This is a genomic window from Microbispora sp. GKU 823, assembly GCF_002027145.1.
Lineage (GTDB): Bacteria > Actinomycetota > Actinomycetes > Streptosporangiales > Streptosporangiaceae > Microbispora > Microbispora siamensis.
This window is the reverse complement of the sequence record NZ_MWJN01000028.1, coordinates 19,979-37,322: the sequence shown is the minus strand read 5'-3', so window position 1 is coordinate 37,322 and position 17,344 is coordinate 19,979. Positions and strand designations below refer to the sequence as shown.

General features: G+C 73.4%; 17 protein-coding genes and 2 pseudogenes. 8 read left to right on the top strand and 11 right to left on the bottom strand.

What is annotated here, in order from left to right:
* Positions 1 to 15 precede the first annotated feature (15 nt).
* Both B1L11_RS51050 and B1L11_RS16970 read right to left on the bottom strand, forming a co-directional pair.
* Positions 16 to 699, bottom strand: a pseudogene (locus B1L11_RS51050) (alpha/beta fold hydrolase); the annotation flags it as partial.
* A 77-nt stretch (positions 700 to 776) separates the two neighbouring features.
* A complete protein-coding gene (locus B1L11_RS16970; RefSeq protein WP_179155194.1) occupies positions 777 to 1,661 on the bottom strand; it encodes an alpha/beta fold hydrolase in 885 nt (294 codons plus the stop codon).
* A 144-nt stretch (positions 1,662 to 1,805) separates the two neighbouring features.
* Between B1L11_RS16970 and B1L11_RS16965 the strand changes: the two genes are divergently transcribed.
* From B1L11_RS16965 to B1L11_RS16950, 5 genes and pseudogenes are all read left to right on the top strand, one after another.
* Positions 1,806 to 2,981: a CaiB/BaiF CoA-transferase family protein gene (locus tag B1L11_RS16965; RefSeq protein WP_218671173.1), complete on the top strand. Its 1,176-nt coding sequence runs from the start codon at positions 1,806 to 1,808 to the stop codon at positions 2,979 to 2,981.
* A pseudogene (locus tag B1L11_RS51045) lies at positions 2,978 to 3,238 on the top strand (alcohol dehydrogenase catalytic domain-containing protein); the annotation flags it as partial. The gene B1L11_RS16965 and the pseudogene B1L11_RS51045, both read left to right, overlap by 4 nt.
* Positions 3,239 to 3,258: 20 nt before the next feature.
* Positions 3,259 to 3,975 carry a zinc-binding dehydrogenase gene (locus B1L11_RS51040; protein ID WP_256862622.1) on the top strand — a complete coding sequence of 239 codons (717 nt, stop codon included), beginning with the start codon at positions 3,259 to 3,261 and terminating at the stop codon, positions 3,973 to 3,975.
* Positions 3,935 to 5,323, top strand: coding sequence for an MFS transporter (locus B1L11_RS16955; protein ID WP_079315379.1), 1,389 nt, complete (start codon positions 3,935 to 3,937; stop codon positions 5,321 to 5,323). Before B1L11_RS51040 ends, B1L11_RS16955 begins: the two co-directional genes overlap by 41 nt.
* Positions 5,324 to 5,376: 53 nt before the next feature.
* Positions 5,377 to 6,213: an IclR family transcriptional regulator gene (locus B1L11_RS16950; protein WP_079315378.1), complete on the top strand. Its 837-nt coding sequence runs from the start codon at positions 5,377 to 5,379 to the stop codon at positions 6,211 to 6,213.
* Here the strand turns inward: B1L11_RS16950 and B1L11_RS16945 are convergent.
* Genes B1L11_RS16945 through B1L11_RS16915 form a run of 7 tightly spaced genes read right to left on the bottom strand, consistent with a single transcriptional unit; the run spans position 6,199 to position 13,521 of the window.
* Positions 6,199 to 7,203, bottom strand: a complete 1,005-nt coding sequence (locus B1L11_RS16945; protein WP_079315377.1) for an amidohydrolase family protein — start codon at positions 7,201 to 7,203, stop codon at positions 6,199 to 6,201. The genes B1L11_RS16950 and B1L11_RS16945 overlap by 15 nt on opposite strands.
* Positions 7,200 to 8,663, bottom strand: coding sequence for a class I adenylate-forming enzyme family protein (locus B1L11_RS16940; protein WP_179155193.1), 1,464 nt, complete (start codon positions 8,661 to 8,663; stop codon positions 7,200 to 7,202). Before B1L11_RS16940 ends, B1L11_RS16945 begins: the two co-directional genes overlap by 4 nt.
* Complete coding sequence (locus B1L11_RS16935) at positions 8,660 to 9,181, bottom strand: 3-hydroxybutyryl-CoA dehydratase (RefSeq protein ID WP_079315375.1); 522 nt, start codon at positions 9,179 to 9,181, stop codon at positions 8,660 to 8,662. The genes B1L11_RS16940 and B1L11_RS16935 overlap by 4 nt, the downstream gene beginning before the upstream one ends.
* A gap of 21 nt (positions 9,182 to 9,202) precedes the next feature.
* A complete protein-coding gene (locus B1L11_RS16930) occupies positions 9,203 to 10,771 on the bottom strand; it encodes an amidohydrolase (protein WP_079315374.1) in 1,569 nt (522 codons plus the stop codon).
* A complete protein-coding gene (locus B1L11_RS16925) occupies positions 10,768 to 11,184 on the bottom strand; it encodes a RidA family protein (protein WP_079315373.1) in 417 nt (138 codons plus the stop codon). Before B1L11_RS16925 ends, B1L11_RS16930 begins: the two co-directional genes overlap by 4 nt.
* Positions 11,185 to 11,233: 49 nt before the next feature.
* A complete protein-coding gene (locus B1L11_RS16920; protein WP_079315372.1) occupies positions 11,234 to 12,664 on the bottom strand; it encodes an aldehyde dehydrogenase in 1,431 nt (476 codons plus the stop codon).
* 56 nt (positions 12,665 to 12,720) lie between these two features.
* Entirely contained in the window at positions 12,721 to 13,521 is an 801-nt protein-coding gene (locus B1L11_RS16915; protein ID WP_079315371.1) for an enoyl-CoA hydratase/isomerase family protein, read from the bottom strand.
* A 132-nt stretch (positions 13,522 to 13,653) separates the two neighbouring features.
* Here B1L11_RS16915 and B1L11_RS45295 point away from each other — a divergent pair, with 132 nt between their 5' ends.
* On the top strand, positions 13,654 to 13,821 hold the full coding sequence (locus tag B1L11_RS45295) for an SDR family NAD(P)-dependent oxidoreductase (RefSeq protein ID WP_256862621.1): 168 nt from the start codon (positions 13,654 to 13,656) through the stop codon (positions 13,819 to 13,821).
* Positions 13,818 to 14,420, top strand: a complete 603-nt coding sequence (locus B1L11_RS16910; RefSeq protein WP_143737324.1) for an SDR family NAD(P)-dependent oxidoreductase — start codon at positions 13,818 to 13,820, stop codon at positions 14,418 to 14,420. The genes B1L11_RS45295 and B1L11_RS16910 overlap by 4 nt, the downstream gene beginning before the upstream one ends.
* 52 nt (positions 14,421 to 14,472) lie before the next feature.
* Here B1L11_RS16910 and B1L11_RS16905 read toward each other — a convergent pair whose 3' ends face one another.
* On the bottom strand, positions 14,473 to 14,670 hold the full coding sequence (locus tag B1L11_RS16905; RefSeq protein ID WP_079315370.1) for a 4-oxalocrotonate tautomerase family protein: 198 nt from the start codon (positions 14,668 to 14,670) through the stop codon (positions 14,473 to 14,475).
* Positions 14,671 to 14,714: 44 nt separating this feature from the next.
* Positions 14,715 to 16,373: an MFS transporter gene (locus B1L11_RS16900; protein WP_079315369.1), complete on the bottom strand. Its 1,659-nt coding sequence runs from the start codon at positions 16,371 to 16,373 to the stop codon at positions 14,715 to 14,717.
* A 159-nt stretch (positions 16,374 to 16,532) separates the two neighbouring features.
* On the opposite strand from B1L11_RS16900, the gene B1L11_RS16895 reads away from it, so the two are divergent.
* On the top strand, positions 16,533 to 17,321 hold the full coding sequence (locus B1L11_RS16895) for a 2-keto-4-pentenoate hydratase (RefSeq protein ID WP_079315368.1): 789 nt from the start codon (positions 16,533 to 16,535) through the stop codon (positions 17,319 to 17,321).
* Positions 17,322 to 17,344 lie beyond the last annotated feature (23 nt).

The window sequence follows — 17,344 nt, the reverse complement described above, 5'->3', positions numbered from 1 at the left end:
GCCGGCGAAAACGGCGTGCCCCGCCTCGATGGTCGCCTGGGCGAACGCGGTCGCGGGGGCCAGCTCGTCGGCGTGCCGGATCATGACGTCCTGGAGCGCGACGGGCAGCGCGCGGTCGAGGGTGGTGCGGATGTACGTCCGGGGCACGGTCCCCCAGCGCCCGGCCGTGGCGCCGGTCGCGGTGGTGAGAAACGACATCGGCTGGTCGGGAGTGAGGGAGGCGGCCATGGCCAGAAAGCCCGGGCGGTCGAGGTCCGAGAAGTAGGCCGCGTGCAGTTCGTCCTGATAGGCGGGGTCGGTGCTGCGCGGGTCGATGCGCACGGCGCCGAGGGCGCTGGGATCGCCCAGGTACAGGCCCCCGCCGAGCGCGGTCCTCGCCTCCGGCAGGTCGAGGTAGGCGCCCGAGGAACCCAGCAGGGTGGGGACGAACGCGGCGACGTACACCAGCCCGGCCACCAGCTCGGGGGCGATCTCGGCGACCCGGGTGGCCACCGCCCCGCCCATGCTGTGCGCGGCCACGACCGGCGGGGCGGCGAACCGGCGCAGCGTGGCCACGACATCCTCCGCCACGTCGTCCAGGGGCAGGTCCGCAAGGGGGGGACACCTCTGCCCGCAGCGCGGCGACGTCCCTGGTGAGGTAGCTCGCCGGGAAGCGGGCCCGGGTGCCGTGGCCCGCCAGGTCGAGCGCCAGGACGCGATGGCCCATGGCGGTCAGCTCCTTCGCGAGAGCCGCGAAGTGCCCGGCCCCGTGCCAGGCCCCGTGGATCAGCACCACGTCACTCGTGCCGGTCATACGCCTCGACCTCCTGCCACGCCTCCGTCAGCAGCCGCGCCAGCTCGGCGGGACGCTCCTCGGGCACATAGTGTCCGCATTCCTCCACCCAGCGCGCCGACACGTCCGCCACGGCCTCCTGGACCGTGTCCAGCCAGCCGAGCCCGACGCCGTGCCGCGCGCCCACGACCAGCGCGGGCACGCGCAGCGGCCCGGCGGCGCACAGCTCGCGATTGTCGGCGATGTCGGCCGGCAGCGCCCGGTAGTAGCCCATCGTGGCGCGTACCGCCCCGGGGGCGGCCAGGGCACGGGTGTAGACGTCCATCGCCGCGTCGTCGATCGCGTCGGTGACGTACAGGCCCACCGTGTCGCGGCGGAACATGAACTCCAGATAGCCGCGCTCGCGGCCGGCGAGCAGGAACTCCGGCAGGTCGGGCACCATGTTGAAGCCGAAGTGCCAGGACCCGCCGGTCAGCGGATTGGCCGCCGCGAGGCTGTCGCCGAGGCCGGGGATGCCCGCCTCGACGAACGTCAGGCTGCGTACCGCCTCCGGGTGCAGCGCGGCGAGCGGGTAGGCGACCTGGCCGCCGACGTCGTGGCCGACGAGGTGGTAGCGGGTCAGCCCGAGCGCGGCCATGAGCCGGGCGAGGATGCCCGCGACCGTGCGCTTGTCGTATCCGCCGGCCGGCCGCGAGCTCGCCCCGAAGCCCGGCAGATCGGGGGCCACGACGGTGTGGCGGCCGGCGAGCAGCGGCACCACCTCGCGCCACGCGTGGGCGGTCTGCGGCCACCCGTGGAGGAGCAGCACCGCGGGCCCCTGCCCCGCGACCACGCAATTGATCACGTGTCCCGGGAGCCGGACGCGTGTCGAGGAGAACCCTTCCGCCATGGCGCCCATGGTGCCGGACCGGTGGCCCCGCCCGGCGTGGCGCGTTTCCATCCACCGGGAACGCGACGTTGGGTGCCGGAACCCCGCGTTCCTACGGTCGGCGTGCGGGGGGTCGCGCTGCCGGGAGGTTACATGATCGACACGATGAGGGTCCTGAGTTTCTCGCACTTCGTCCAGGGGCCCGCGGCCTCGCAGTATCTGGCCGACCTCGGCGCCGACGTCGTCAAGGTCGAGCCGCCCGGCGGGTCGTGGGAGCGCAGGATCGGCAGCGGAGGAATCCGAGCCGCCGGGCGCAGTGTGACGTTCCTGGCGGTCAACAGGAACAAGCGCTCGATCGTCGTCGACCTCAAGCATCCGGACGCCCGCACCGTCCTGCGCCCGCTCATCGAGCGTGCCGACGTGCTGCTGGAGAACTACCGGGGCGGCGCCCTGGAGAAGCTCGGCCTCGGATACGAGGCGGTGCGGACGATCAAGCCCGACATCATCTACGCCTCGGCCAGCGGCTGGGGGTCGCGCGGCCCGATGGCCGGGCGGCCGGGGGTGGACCTGCTCGTGCAGGCGCGCACCGGACTGGTGGACGTCACCGGCGACCGCCCTACCGCGGCCGGCACACCCGTCGTGGACCAGCACGGCGCGGCGCTGCTCGCCATGGGCGTGCTGGCCGCCTACGCGCGCAAACTGACCACCGGCGAGGGCACCCGGGTCGAGTCGAGCCTGCTCGGCGCGGGGCTCGACCTGCAGGCGGAATCGCTCGCGCTGTACTACTCCGGCCGCAGGACGGAGACGGACGTCCGACGCCCCGCCGAGCTGGCGTGCTGGTCGATCGACGCCCCCTACGGGGTGTACCGGCTGCTGGACGCGTCGATGGTGATCGCGCTGAACGGGTCGGAGGACGATCTCGGCGACGCGCTCGGCTCACCCGCGCTGGCCGGTTACGACCAGCGGGCCAGGCGGGCCAAGCGGGAGGAGTACACCGCGGCGGTGGTCCGGGTGCTCGCCGGGATGACCTACGCGGAGGCGGCCTCCCGGCTGGAGCCGCGCGGGTTCTGGTTCGAGCGGGTCGCCACCTACGACGACGTGCGTGACGACCCCCAGGTGTCCGCGGAGGAGCTGCTCGCCGAGTTCCCGGTGGGCGAGGAGCGGGCGACCGTGCTTCGGCACCCGGTCCGCTACGACGGCGAGCTGCCCGGTCTGCGCGCGGCGCCCCCCGAACTCGGCGCGCACACCGTGGAGGTGCTGCGCGAGGCGGGGTTCTCCGCGGACGAGGTGGACGGTTTCCTGTCCGCCGGCGTCGTGTTCGGGCCCGGAGGCGGGAAGTGAGCGGACGCGCGCTGGTCTGCACCCGGCTCGGCGGGCCCGAGGATCTGGAGCTGGCCGACGTGGCGACACCGCGCCCGGGACCGGGCGAGGTGGTGGTCGCGGTCAGCCACGTGGGGCTCAACTTCCACGACACACTGATCATCGCGGGCACGCACGTGGTGCGGCCGGAACCGCCGTTCTCCCCCGGCAGCGAGTACGCGGGGACGGTGCTGGCCGTCGGCGAGGGGGTCACGTCCGTACGGCCCGGCGACCGCGTGGCGGGTAACGAGGAGTACGGGTGCGCCCGCGACGCCGTGCTGGTCCGGGCGGACCGGGTCACCGTGCTGCCCGGCCACGTCACCGACCGGGACGCCGCGGCGATCCTGGTGGCCTACTCGACCGCCTATCACGCGCTCGTCCAGCGGGCCGGGCTGCGCGCGGGCGAGACGCTCGCCGTCCTCGGCGCCGCCGGCGGGGTCGGCTCCGCCGCCGTGGACGTGGGAAACCTGCTCGGCGCCCGGGTGATCGCGGGCGCCTCCACGCCGGAGCGGGCGGAGCGGCCCGCCGGTACGGCGCGCACGAGACCTTCTCCTACGGCGACCCGGCGGACGCGAAGGCCAGGATCAAGGAGTTGACCGGCGGAGCCGGCGCGGACGTGGTGTTCGATCCCGTGGGCGGTCCGGTGGCGGAGGCGGCGGTGCGCGCCGTCGCGTGGGGCGGCCGATACCTCGTGATCGGGTTCGCCTCCGGCGGCATCCCGCGCGTCGGGCTGAACATCCCGCTGGTCAAGGGCTCCTCCGTGGTCGGGGTGTTCTGGGGCGAGTTCGTACGGCGCGAGCGCGCCGTCCACGAGCGGAACCTTCGCCAGATCTTCGACTGGGCGGCGGCCGGACGGCTGCGCCACCGCGTCCACGACGTGCTCCCGCTCGGCCAGGGGCCGCGCGCCCTGCGCGAGCTGGCCGACGGCCGGGTCCGTGGCAAGCTGCTGCTGCGGGCCGGCGGCCCGGCGGCATGACGACCGCCGTACGGCGGCGCCCAGGACGAGGACGGCGCTCGCGGCGCTGCTCTGCGGCACCCTGCTCGCGCCGCTCAACTCCTCGATGGTCGCGGTGGCGCTCGCGCCCATCCAGCGCGACCTCGGCCGGCCGCTGGCCACCACGACGTGGGTCGTCACCGTCTTCTACCTGACCGCCTGCGTCTGCCAGCCGTTGCTCGGCCGGGTGGCGGACCGCGTCGGCCCACGCAGGCTGTTCGCGGCCGGGATGGCGCTGGCGGCGCTCGCCTCCGCGGCGGCGGTCACGGCCACGTCGCTGCCGCTGCTCGTGCTGTGCCGGTGCGCGCAGGCCGCCGGCGTGTCGGCGGCGTTCCCGTGCGCGATGGTCGTCATCCGGCGCCACGGCGACGTCGCGCGGCTGTCCGCCGTCGCGACGGTCAACACGACCGCGGGGGCGGTCGGCCCGGTGCTCGGCGGGCTGCTGACCTCCTGGGCCGGGTGGCAGGCCATCTTCTGGGTCAACCTGCCCGTCATGCTGGGTGCGCTGGTGCTGGCGTGGCGCGCGATCGGCCCCGAGGAGCGGCGGCCCGCACGCGGGGGCCTGGTCCGCGCGATCGACCCTGTGGGCGTCGTCCTGTTCGCGGTGGCGATGGTCGGCCTGCTGGCCGTGATGCTCGCCCTCCCCGCGGTCTCGGTTCCGGGCGCGGTCGCGGTGGTCGTCGCCGGGACCGGGTTCCTGTGGTGGGAACGGCGTGCCGCCGAGCCGTTCGTGGACGTCCGCTCGCTCGCCGCGCCGGGCGGGCCGGTGCCGGTGCTCGGCACGTTCGTGCTGTTCAACCTGGCCTACTACGGCGCGTTCTACGGGCTGCCGCCGTGGTTGCAGACCGCGCTCGGGTTCGACGCGGCGCACGCCGGGCTGCTGATCATGCCGATCGCGGCCACGAGCGTCGTCGCGACCGTGCTCGGCGGGCCGGTCATGCGCAGGTTCGGTGTCGGGCTCACCCTGCTGGCCGGCGGCGGGCTGCTGCTGGCGGGAGTCGCCGCGATCACGACGTTCGGTGCGGCGACGCCCGTGTGGGCCGTCGTGCTCGACGGCGTGGTGCTCGGCGTTCCGTACGGACTGTGCAACCTCGGCCTGCAGAGACTGATGTACGAGCGCGCGCCCGCCGGTATGACCGGTGTGGTCGGCGGCCTGTTCCAGTCGGCCCGCTACGTCGGCGCGATCCTCGCGGTCGGGCTGGTCGGCGCGTCCGCCCCCGGCGACCCGTCCACGCCCACCGACCCGCGCGGGCTCGCGGTGGCGATGACCGCGGTCGCGGCGGCCGTGATCGTCATACTCGCCCGTGACCTGCGACGCCCTGAAAGGTAACATCGGTGAACCGGACGGCTGAATTTTCGACGACCGAAACCACGATTATCACCATGACCGCGCCACGAGACGCCCACAAGGCCGGCCGGACGGTGTCCAGCCGGGTCTTCGCCCTGCTCAACGCGTTCTCCCAGGAGCGGCCCGCCCTCCGCCTCGTGGAGCTGACCGCCGTCACCGGGCTGCCGGTCTCGACGGTGCACCGCATCGCGACCGAACTGGTCGAGCTGGGGGCGTTGAAGAAGGAGCGCGACGGGACCTACCGGATCGGGCTGCGCATGTGGGAGCTGGGCTCGCTGTGCCCGCAGCCGCGCACCCTGCGGGACGTGTCGCTGCCGTTCATCCACGACCTCTACGAGACCACGGGGGAGAACGTCCACCTCGCCGTGCTCGACGGCGACGAGGTCCTCTATGTCGAGCGTGTGTGGGGACGCCGCTCCGTCGGCGTGGTCAGCCGCGTCGGCGGGCGCTCGCCGCTGCACGCCACGGGGGTCGGCAAGATTCTGCTGGCCCACGCGCCCCGCGAGCTGCAGCAGGCCGTGCTGGCCGCCGGGCTGAAGCGTTACACGCCGCACACGATCGTCATGCCCGGCCTGCTTATGCGGTCGCTTCAGGAGATTCGCGAGACCGGCATCGCCCGCTGCGCCGAGGAGCTGTCGCTGGGGACCGTCTCCGTAGCGGCCCCCATCCACGGGCCCGACCGCCGGGTCGTGGCCGCGCTCTCCGTCGTCTCGCACACCGTCACGCACACCCGGTCGCTGGCGGCGGTGGAGCCCGCGCTACGGCTGGCGGCGATGTCGATCTCCCGCGAGCTGGCCAAGGGCTACGCGGGCGGGCCGGAGGCCGCCGGCCCGCCCGGCACCGTCACGTCGATCCGGTCAGCAGCGCGTTAGCCGTCCCCGCCCGGACGCCGCCGCGTCCCCGGGCCCGAGCCCGAGCGCCGCGACCGTCCCGAGCGGGTCGGTGTCGGCGAGTTCGAACGGATAGTCCGTGCCGACCAGCACGTGGTCGACCCCGAAGTCCTCGACGAGCCGCCGCAACAGCGGAGCCGAGAAGGTGGCGGTGTCGTAGTAGAGGCGGCGCAGGTAGTCGCTCGGCGGGAGCGGCGTGGTGCGGGCGACCGGCTTGCGCGACCAGCCGAGGTCCAGCCTGCCGGACAGGGACGGCAGGCACCCCCCGCCGTGCGCCAGGCACAGCCGCAGGTCGTGCCGTTCAAGGACGCCGCCGAACACGAGCCGCGAGACGGCGAGCGCGGTCTCCATCGGGAAGCCCGCGAGCTGGGACAACCAGTAGTCGGCGAGCCGGGGGCCGCCGGGAACGCTGTTGGGGTGGAGGAAGACGAACGTGCGGCGGTCCGCGAGGAGCTCCCACAGCGGCTCGTGCACGGGATCGTCCAGTTCCCTGCCGAGGCCGCGGGTGCCGATGGCGATGCCCGCGCACCCCAGCTCGTCCAGGCAGCGGCGGGCCTCGTCCGGCGCGGCCGGCGTGCCGAGGGGCACGTACCCGAGCGGGTCGAGCACCCCGCGATGCCCGGCGAGCAACTCGGCGAGCGCGTCGTTGCCCCGGCGGACCACGGCGAGGACGTCCCCCTCGTCGACGGTGTCCGCGCACGTCACGAACGGCGGCACCGACACGAGCTGGCGGGTGACGCCCATGCGGCGCATGTCCTCCAGCCGCTCGGCGACGTCGTACTGGGCGGGCGACAGCGGGATCGGCGCGCCCTTCGGTATCCCGGACACCAGTGGGTCGATCCTGACCACCCCCTCTTCGAGGCCGGACAGGTCGGCGAGGCCGCGGCCGGCCAGCCAGGTCAGCAACGGCGTCGGCAGCGCGTGGGCGTGCACGTCGGTCACCCGTCCGGGCACCGGCGGAGTCTCACTCATCGGACCGCCTCGGCGAGCCGGGCGCGGTCGAGCCGTCCCATGAAGTCGCGCGGCAGCCGCTCGGCCGGGACGACCGCGTCGATCGAGACAGGCACGTCACGCAGCGCGGCGCGCACTGCTTCGTCCACGCTCTCGAGCACGCTCTCGAGCACGCTCTCGCCCTCGACGAGGACGGCGACGCTCCCGGGACCGGTCGGCACGACCGCCGCCGGATGCCCGGTTCGCCGTGACACGGCCGCCTCCAGGTCGCTCGGGCACACGTACGCGTCCGCGATCCGCAGCACGTCCTGGACGCGGTTCACGTAGTGAAGGCGGCCGTCGGCGTCGCGCCGGCAGACGTCGCCGGTGCGCAGCCACCCGTCCACGACCGGCGTGCCCCCGGGGAAGGCGTAGGTGTGCGCGATGGTCGCGCCGCGCACCCACAGCTCCCCCGCCTGCCCCGCCGGGAGGTCACGGCCGCCGGGGCCGCACACGCGGACCTCGGTGCCGGGGAACGGCAGGCCGAGCGAGGAGCGCAGGCGCGGGTCCAGGTGGTCGGCCGGGTGGGTCCACGCGATCGTCTTGGGCGCCTCGACCTGGCCGAACACCCCGCACAGCACCTCGCCGAAAAGCGCGTGCGCGCGGTCGACCTCCTCGTCGGTCAGCGAGGCCCCGCTGTAGATCACCAGCGCCAGGGACGACCAGTCGTGTGAGGCGGCGTCCGGGTGGGCCAGCAGGGCGCGCAGCGCGGGCGGCATCGCCATCAGCACGGACGGGCGGTGCCGGGCGGCGGCCTCCAGCAGCCCGTCAGGGCCCGGACGCTCCGGGATGACGAACGTCCCGCCCAGCATCAGCGTCGGCAGCACCATGTTGCCGAAGCCGCCGGACACCGACTCCGGGCACAGCACACGCGGCCGTTCCGGCCACGGAAGGGTGTCGCGCAGCGTGGTCGCCACCGCGCCCAGCGCACCGCCGGACAGCTCGACGCCCTTGACCGGCCCGGTGGCGCCGGAGGTGAACGCCAGCCGTACCACCGCGTCCGCGGGCGGGGCCGGACGTACGGCGGGGCCCGGCTCCCGCGCGGCGGTCAGGTCACGATCGGTCAGCACGCGGACCCCCGGATGGGCCCGCAGCCACGCGTCCAGATCCGGGTCGCCCGGCTCGGCGAGCACGGCGTCGGGCGCGACGAGGTCCAGCCGCTCGGCCAGTGCCGCGCCGCGCAGGGCACCGGGCGGCAGGGCCGCCGACCGGTGGCCCGCGACGTAGCAGGCCGCGTTCACCAGCCACTGCAGCGGGTCGTTGGGCCGGGCCTGCAGCACCGTGTCACCCGGCCGCAGGCCGGACTCGGCCAGCGCGTCCGCCACGCCAAGCACCAGCCGCTCCGCCTCACCGTAGGTCAGCTCGGCGCTTCCGTGCCGGAACGCGACGTGTCCGGGGTGGGCGCGCAGCGCGCCGAGTACCAGCTCGCCGATCGCCGTCACAGCCGCTCGTCCGGCATGACCGTGCCGCAGGACTTGCACGTCCTCGCGTCGAGATTGCCGTAGAACCGCTGGTAGGCGCCCGCCACCGGGTCGGTGCGGTAGTCGCTGACGTGGACGGCCTCCTCGTGCAGGAACTCATCGCAGGCAGGACAGAACCAGCGGAAGCGGTCCAGTTCGCCCGGCCGCCGGAGCCGTTCGATGACCAGCACGAACGCGTCCGGCGCGAACCGGGGCGAATGGGCGATGCCGGTCGGTGTGAAGATGGTCCCGCCCTCGGGGATCACCGCGATGTCCGAGCCGCCCTCCGGCTTGCGGTAGTGGAGGTTCATGGAGCCCCGCACCATGAACATCACCTCGTCGCTCGGGTTGAGGTGGAACTCGCTGCGGTATTCGCGCCCACGGGCGAGGAAGGCGAGTGACTCGCTCTCCTGCCACAGCACCTTGACCCGCCTGCCGCTCTCCTGTAGCTCGTCGGCCGCCCTCCGCAACTCGACGATGGGCATCTGGCTGGGGTGCATCGTTACCTCCTGGTGTGCTGCTCAGCCGAGCAGGCCGGTGTCGTACACGATCTGGCCGTCGACGACCGTCATCAGGACCTCGATCGCGCGGAGCTCGTCGTCGGACGCGGTGAGCGGGTCGGCGTCGAGCACGACCAGGTCGGCGAGCGCGCCCACGGTCAGCCGGCCCTTCACCCCCTGCTCACCGGTGTGCGCGGCGCCGGACGTCGTGTAGAGGCGCAGCGCCTCCGTCCGGGTGACCGCCTGCCCGCCGCCCACGACGTCGCCCGCCGCGTCGCGCCTGGTCGTCATGGCGTAGATGTTCTGGAATGGGTCGAGGGCGTTGATCGGATAGTCGGTGCCTGCCGCGACGCCGTCGAGCCCGAGGCCGTCCACGAGGTCGCGCAGGGGCACGGCGGCCTCGGTGCGGGCATCCCCGAGGTGACCGGCGATGGCCACCCGGTTGCGCCACAGGAACGGGATCTGCGCGGCCACCTGGACGCCCAGCGCGCGGGCGCGGGCGATCTGGTCACGCTGGATCAGGCTGGCGTGGATGAGCACGTCCGGCGGGAGGCCCCGGTGCCGGGTGGCCTCGTAGACGTCGAGGGCGAGGTCGATCGCGGCGTCGCCCACCACGTGGGTGCCGACCGCCCAGCCCGCGCGGTGCGCCGCGCCGACCAGCTCGGCCAGCCGGTCCTTGCCGGCGAACACCTCGCCGTGGTAGCCGGGATCGGCGCGGTACGGCTCGCGCGTGGCCGCCGTGCCGAGCGTCATGCCGCCGTCCACCTGGAGCTTCACGCCCCGGGTGAGGTAACGCCTGCCGACGGGCGCGGGCGGGCCGGAGGCCAGCAGCGCCTCCCAGTCCGCGAGCGTGACGGACGGGTTGAGCTCGCCGGTGGGCGTGATCATCGCGGCCACGCGGAGGGTGGACCGTCCGGCCTCGGCCAGCTCTCGTATCACCTCGACGTCTGCCGGCGGCAGGGCGCCCGCCACGACCGAGGTGATCCCGCGCCGGTTGAGCGCCCGCATGGCGGCGGTGAGCTGGGCGGCCCGCTCCTCGCGGGTCCATTGCGGCACCACGCGGGCGACGGCGTGCGCCGCGCCCTCGATCAGCCTGCCGTCGTGACCGCCGGGGTCGATGCCGGCGAGCTCCAGCGCGGCGGTGCTGGCCGTCGCGGCGTGGCCCTCCGGCAGGTACACCGGACGGCCGCCCGCCGCGCGGTCCAGCTCGTGCCGGTCGGGCCCGCGGCCTTCGGCGAGCTGGAGCGCAGGGTTCCACGGTTGTCCCAGCACCCACGCGCCGGGCTCGCGGCCGGCGGCCAGCGCGGCGATCCGGTCGAGCGCGGCGTCGAGCGTGCGGACACCCGCGAACGACACGGTGTGCCCGTCCATGCCCGCGTTCTCGAAGTGGCAGTGCGAATCGATCAGCCCGGGGATCACGGCCCGGCCCGCCAGCCGCACCACCTTGGTGGAGGGGCCGGCCAGGCGTGCGATCTCGGCGTCGGAGCCGACCGCGGTCACCCGGCCACCGGTCACCGCGACCGCCTCGGCGACCGTGCCGCCCGCGTCCAGCGTGTGCACCCGGCCGCCGAGCAGGACCAGGTCGGTCATGGCCGGATCACGGCGGCGACGCACTCGACCTCGACCTGCACCCCGGTGCGGTGCGGCGTCGCGATGACCGTGGTCCGCGCGGGGAAGTGCGGGTTTCCCTGGAAGAACTCCCGGTAGACGGCGTTGAACACCGGGAAGTTGGCCACGTCGCGCACGAAGCAGGTGCACTTGAGAATGGTCTCCCGGCTGCCGCCCGCCGCCTCCACGACCGCGACCAGATTCGTGAGCGTCTGCCTGACCTGCTCGGCGAAGTCGTCGGAGACGATGGTGCGGGTCTGCGGGTCCAGCGGCCCGGTGCCCGAGCAGTAGATGGTGTCGCCGTGCACGATCGCCTGGGAGAGCGGCGCTGCCGTCCCCGTGGAGAAGCCCACTGTGGGTGCGTTGCGGGTGCTGACGGGTCGGATGTCGGTCATGATGTGCTCCTTGCCGGTCGGACGTGCGGCCGCGGTGCGGCGACCCCCGTCACGAGATCTCCATGATGACGGCCTTGGGTTCGGTGAAGAACTCCCGGCTGTACGTTCCGCCCTCACGGCCGACGCCGGAGTCCTTCGCACCGCCGAAGGGTGCGCGCAGGTCCCTGACGAAGAAGCAGTTCGTCCACACCGTGCCGACCCGCAGCGCGCGTGCCACCCGGTGGGCGCGGGAGAGGTCCTGGGTGAACAGCATGGCGTTCAGGCCGTACGGCGTGTCGTTGGCCGCCGCCACCGCGTCCGCCTCGTCGTCGAACGGGAGCACGACCACGACCGGCCCGAAGATCTCCTCCTGGGTGACCCGGTCGCGCTGTCCCGCGCCGACCACCACGGTCGGCCGTACGGTCCACCCCTCGCCCACGCCGCCCGTGTGCAGTCGCGCGCCTGCCGCCGTCGCGATGTCGAGATAGCCGGCCACCTTCGTGAAGTGCTCCCGGGAGGACAGCGGGCCGATCTGCGTCGCCGGGTCCTTCGGGTCGCCGATCACCAGCGCCTCGGCGGCGGCGGTGAACCTGGCCAGGAACTCGTCGTACACCTGGCGCTGCACGTACAGCCGGCTTCCGGCCAGGCAGACCTGCCCGCTGTTGCTGAAGACCGCCTGGATCGACCAGCCGACCGCCTGGTCGAGGTCGGCGTCGGCGAAGACGATGTTCGCGCCCTTGCCGCCCAGCTCCAGGCTCACCGGGGTCAGGTTGGCCGCCGCGGCCCTGGAGATCAGCCGGCCGGTGGCCGACTCGCCGGTGAAGGTGATCCGGTCGACCAGTGGCGACTCGGTCAGTGCCTGGCCCACCGAGCTCGGCCCGAACCCGTGGACGACGTTGAGCACGCCGGGCGGCAGGCCGGCCTCGATCGCCAGCCGGGCCAGGATGGTGGCCGAGGCGGGCGACTGCTCGGCGGGCTTGAGCACGACCGTGTTCCCCCATGCCAGCGCGGGCGCGACCTTCCAGCTCGCCATCATGAGCGGGAAGTTCCACGGCGCGATGGCGGCCACGACGCCCGCCGGGTCGTACTCGGTGTAGGCGTGGTGCCCCGTCGGCATCGGGAACGTCTCGGCAGGAGTGAGCTGCGCGTGGTCGGCGAAGAATCGGAAGTTCCGCGCCGCGCGGGGGACGTCGTGGCCCCTGGTCTGAGTGATCGGCTTGCCCATGTCCGTGGTGTCGGCCGCCGCCAGGTCGTCGGTGTGCTTGTCCAGCAGGTCGGCGAGGCGGTGCAGGATCGCACCGCGCTCGGTGAAGCTCATCCGCGGCCACGGACCCTCGTCGAAGGCCGACCGCGCGGCGCGTACGGCGCGTTCCGCGTCGCCGGCCGAGCCGAGCGCCACCGTGGCCCACGGCTCCCGCGTCCACGGGTCCACGGACTCGAACGCCGTCCCGTCGGCGGAGGCGACCTCCTCGCCCGCGATGACGTGTCCGAACGATTCCACGCTGGTCCTCCTCTTTATCGCTGTGCCGTAACTCTCCGCGCGCGACCGGCGTGCGCTCAACGACCGGTTTCCATTCGCCGGGAAGAGCTGCCGCGCACCGCGCGCGACCACTCCGCCCACCGCCGCCCGAACTCCGGAGAGTTCACCGCCCGGATCTGCTCGGCGACCTCCCGGTCCACCGCCTCCGCCAGCCCGCCGCCGGCCGCCGCGGCGATCAGGCGCTTGGTCGCCCTCGCCGCCTCGGGGGGCGCCGCCGCGAGCGTCTCGGCGCGGCCGAGCGCCTGCGCGAGGGGGTCGTCCGCGACGACGTCGAGCAGGCCGATCCGTACGGCCTCCTCCGCCGCCACCTTCCGCCCGGACAGCGCCAGCTCCGTCGCTCGCGCCGCGCCGACCGCCCGCGTGAGCAGCCACGTCACGCCGAAGTCGGGGACCAGCGCCATCTTGATGAACGGGCTGGCGAACACCGCGCCGGGCGAGCCGATCCGTAGGTCACACGCGAGGGCGAAAGCCATCCCGGCGCCGACGGCCGCGCCGTCCACGGCGGCGATGGTCGGCGCGTGGAAGTCCAGCAGCAGCCCGGCGGCGGAAAACTCGCGCGTCATGCGCTCCCGGGCATCTCGCGGCGCCTCGTTCCCCATGTCGCCGATCGCGTCCAGGTCGCCGCCCGCGCAGAACGCGCCGCCGCGCCCGGTCACCACCAGGGCCCGTACGGCGCAGTCGCCGTCCAGCTCGCGCAGCACCGTGGGCAGTCCGTCGAGCAGCGCGCGGTCCAGCGCGTTACGGCGGTGCGGCCGGTCCAGTTCCAGCAGCGCGACCCCATCGGAGGGGAACGTCACCCGCAGTCCACGTACGTCCATGGTCCGAAACTGACCTGACGCGTGCTCCGGCCACCAGGACCGGTTCTCATTGAGCGGAAGCCCGCAGGTGGCCGGGCATCGAGCCACCGCGCATCATCGGAGCGCATGGCATCGAGGTTCGGGAGGACATTCGTGAACGGGCAGCTGCGCGGTAAGACGGCGATCGTCACCGGGGCGGCGTCGGGCATCGGACGCGCGACCGCCGCGCTGTTCGCCGCCCGCGGCGCGGCGGTGCTCGCCGTGGACCGCGACGAGAAGGGCCTGCTGGAACTGGCGAGACGAGGTGGCGGCGGCCGGTGACGAGGCTGGCCGTGCTGGCCGTCGACCTCACCTCGGCGGGCGCGGCCGAGCGGGTCTTCGACCACTGCGCCGAGGTCGTGGGCACGCCGGACGTGCTCGCCAACATCGCGGGCAGGGCCGGGGACCGCCCGGCGGCCGACACCACGGACGAGGACTTCGAGTTCTTCCTGCGGACCAACCTCGGCACGACGTTCGCGCTCAGCCGCCGCGCGGTGATCGCGTTCGGCGACGCGGGCGGGGCGATCGTCAACACGTCCTCGACGTTCGCGCTGACCGGGGTCGCGGGGTCCGCGCCTTACTCGGCGGCCAAGGGCGCGGTCTCAAGTCTCACCCGCCAGATGGCGGCCGAGTATGGCCGGCGCGGCATCCGGGTCAACGCGGTGGCGCCGGGCCTGATCGAGACCCCGGCGACCCGCGCGAAGATCGCCGCCGGTGTCTTCGACGACCTGGTGACCCGGTCGCGCCCACTGCCGAGAGTCGGGCAGCCGATCGACGTCGCGCGGGTCGTCGCGTTCCTGGCGTCGGACGAGGCGGCGTTCGTCACCGGCCTCACCATCCCGGTGGACGGCGGCTGGAGCAGCACGCACTTCCGCGGCTGACGGCGACGTGAGACGGCCGGGGCCGACGTCGGCCCCGGCCCGTCCCGGCTTCCTAGGAGCGCGCCCTGCGCTCGGCGATCGTCTCGCCGCCCGCGGCCCAGTGGGTCGGCGGCAGCTCACGCACCAGGATCCGCACCGACTCGGGCGGGACCCCGAGGCTGCGCACGACCGCGTCGTGGACGGCCGAGATCATCTCGCGCAGCTCGGACTCGGTACGGCCGGCCAGCAGTGAGACGTCGATGATCGGCATGAAGCCTTACCTTTCTGGATGCGGTTCCGGGACGGATGCGACGATCAGCCGGCCTGGCGTACGACGGGCTCCACGGCCTCGTCGCCGGCCAGGCGCACATCGGCGAGATCCACACCCTTGGTCTCCGGCAGAGTGAACACCAGGATCAACAGACCCAGCGCCATGGCCCCGACCGGGTACCACAGTGCGGTGGTGGTGCTGCCCACTTCGGCCCCGATGGCGACCATCGTCGCCGGCAGGAGACCGCCGAACACGCCGACGCCGAGCTGGTAGGGGATCGAGAGCGCCGTGGCCCGGACGCGGGTCGGGAACACCTCCGCCATCGCCGTCGCGGCCGGTCCCTGGGCCATCTGCGCGAACGCGACCAGCGCGAGGAGCAGCAGCGCGACCGCGAGGACGGGCCCGCTGAAGAGGTCCCCGAAACCGGTGATCTTGATCGTGCCGCCCGATCCGCCGACCGGATATCCGGCCGTCCTGAGCGCCGACAGCAGTTCGTCCGTCATCCGCGGGCCACCGGAGACCTGGGTGTCGTTCACGAGGACCCTGGTAGGACCGGTCGCGTCCTGCCGTTCGAAGGTGACCGAGTTGGCCTGGAGCACATTCCGTGCCCGGTCGCAGTCGGAGGTGAAGGTGGCGGTGCCCGTGGGGTTGAACTGGAAGGAACACTCGGCCGGGTCGGCCTGGATGACGACCGACACGTTCTCCTGGGCCCGGGCGAGATCCGGGTTCGTGGTCGAGACGATGGCGCCGGTGATCGGGAACACGAGCAGCGCGGCCAGCCCGAGCCCCGCGAACAGCACCGGCCGGCGCCCGATCCGGTCGGACACCCGGCAGGCGAGGACGCACAGGAAGAACCCGATCAACATGATCACCATGAAGATCGCGTTGACCGTGAACGAGTCGGCCTTGAGGTAGGTCTTCATCGTGGTCACCATGTACACGGTGGACAGGTAGCCGATGAACGACTGCGTCGCGGCCATCACGAACACGATCGCCACCATCCGCACCCGCGCCCGCGAGCCGAACGCCTCGCGCAGCGGCGCCTTGGTCTGGGTGCCCCCCTCCTTCATCTTGAGGAACATCGGGCTCTCGTTCAGCTTGGTGCGGATCCACACGGAAAGCGCGAGCGGCACGACGGAGATGACGAACGGCACCCGCCAGCCCCACTCCTCGAACGCGTCCGCGCCCACGACGGCCTGCACCAGCAGTTGCACGCCCAGCGACAGACTGAAGGCGAGAGCCGTGGTGCCGGTGAGCCAGCCGACGAAGTACGCGCGCTGCCGCGCGGGGGCGTACTCCGAGACGTAGGTGACCGCCGCGCCGAACTCGCCGCTGACCGCGAGTCCCTGCAGGATGCGGCAGGTCACCAGCAGGATCGGGGCCAGGATGCCGATCTCGTCCGCGGTGGGCAGCAACCCGACCGCGACCGTCGAGGCGCCCATCAGCACGAGCGTCATCAGGAACACGATCTTGCGGCCGACCAGGTCGGTGATCCGGGCGAACACCAGCGCGCCGATCGGGCGGACGATGAACCCGGCGGCGAAGGTCAACAGCGCGAACACGGTCTGCGCCGCCGTGCCGTAGTCGCTGAAGAACCTGCTGCCGATCACGGGGACGAGCGCGCCGTAGAGGAAGAAGTCGTACCACTCGAACGCCGTGCCGACGGCCGACGCGCCGACGACCTTGAGTTCCTGTCTGTTCATCGACGGATTCCTCCAGCCTGGGATGTTTCCCCCGCCTCAAGGCACGACGGCGGGTTGGAGTGACCGTAGGACCGATAGTGACGGACGCAACTATCCGGATTTCCGGTATGCGGGAACGCCAGGTGGAAGCCGCGGCCGCCCCGGTCCACCTTGGCCACCATGACGGCGAACACATGGACGGTCGATCGGGCCGTCGAGGAGCTGCGCGCGGCGGAGTCGACCCGTACGGCGCGCCACCCCATCACCGAGGACTGGCCCGGCCTGGACCTCGGCACCGCCTACCAGGTGCAGTCGGAGCTGGTGGCGGCCAGGGTCGCCGGAGGCGAGAGGATCGTCGGCGTGAAGCTGGGCCTCACTTCGCGCGCCAAGCAGCGGCGGATGGGCGTGGACGCCCCGCTGACCGGCTGGCTCACCGACGGCATGATGCTCGACGCCAGCGCGCACGTGCGGACCGAGCGCCTCATCCATCCGCGGGTGGAGCCCGAGATCGTCTTCACGCTCGGTCGGCGGTTGGAGGGCCCCGGGGTCACCCCGGCCTCGGCGATGGCGGCGGTGCGGAGCGTGTCCGCGGGCCTCGAAGTGATCGACAGCCGCTACCGCGACTTCCGGTTCACCCTCCCCGACGTGGTCGCCGACAACGCGTCGTCGGCCCAGTTCGTGGTGGGTGACGTGGAAGTGGACCCGGCCGGCCTCGACCTCGCGCTCGAGGCGTGCGTGCTGAGTGTGGCGGGGACGGTGGTGGACACCGCGACGGGCGCGGCCGTGCAGGGCCATCCGGCGCGGGCGCTCGCGCTCGCCGCGAACTCCCTCGCCGAGCGAGGGCTGGCCCTGGAGGAGGGTTGGATCGTCCTCACCGGCGGGATGACCGACGCGGTCCCGCTGGAACCGGGCCGCCCGGTCACCGCCGAGTTCGCCCACCTGGGCACGCTCACGGTGTCCTGCGGCTGACCGGTTCGCGCCGCCACGCCATC

Excerpts from the sequence above, each read along its gene's own strand:
- B1L11_RS16930 (WP_079315374.1), bottom strand. The coding sequence starts at position 10,771 with ATGACCGACCTGGTCCTGCTCGGCGGCCGGGTGCACACGCTGGACGCG.
- B1L11_RS16935 (WP_079315375.1), bottom strand. The coding sequence starts at position 9,181 with ATGCACCCCAGCCAGATGCCCATCGTCGAGTTGCGGAGGGCGGCCGAC.
- B1L11_RS16905 (WP_079315370.1), bottom strand. The coding sequence starts at position 14,670 with ATGCCGATCATCGACGTCTCACTGCTGGCCGGCCGTACCGAGTCCGAG.
- B1L11_RS16965 (WP_218671173.1), top strand. The coding sequence starts at position 1,806 with ATGAGGGTCCTGAGTTTCTCGCACTTCGTCCAGGGGCCCGCGGCCTCG.
- B1L11_RS16900 (WP_079315369.1), bottom strand. The coding sequence starts at position 16,373 with ATGAACAGACAGGAACTCAAGGTCGTCGGCGCGTCGGCCGTCGGCACG.
- B1L11_RS16950 (WP_079315378.1), top strand. The coding sequence starts at position 5,377 with ATGACCGCGCCACGAGACGCCCACAAGGCCGGCCGGACGGTGTCCAGC.
- B1L11_RS16895 (WP_079315368.1), top strand. The coding sequence starts at position 16,533 with ATGACGGCGAACACATGGACGGTCGATCGGGCCGTCGAGGAGCTGCGC.
- B1L11_RS16945 (WP_079315377.1), bottom strand. The coding sequence starts at position 7,203 with ATGAGTGAGACTCCGCCGGTGCCCGGACGGGTGACCGACGTGCACGCC.
- B1L11_RS16925 (WP_079315373.1), bottom strand. The coding sequence starts at position 11,184 with ATGACCGACATCCGACCCGTCAGCACCCGCAACGCACCCACAGTGGGC.
- B1L11_RS16970 (WP_179155194.1), bottom strand. The coding sequence starts at position 1,661 with ATGGCGGAAGGGTTCTCCTCGACACGCGTCCGGCTCCCGGGACACGTG.
- B1L11_RS16915 (WP_079315371.1), bottom strand. The coding sequence starts at position 13,521 with ATGGACGTACGTGGACTGCGGGTGACGTTCCCCTCCGATGGGGTCGCG.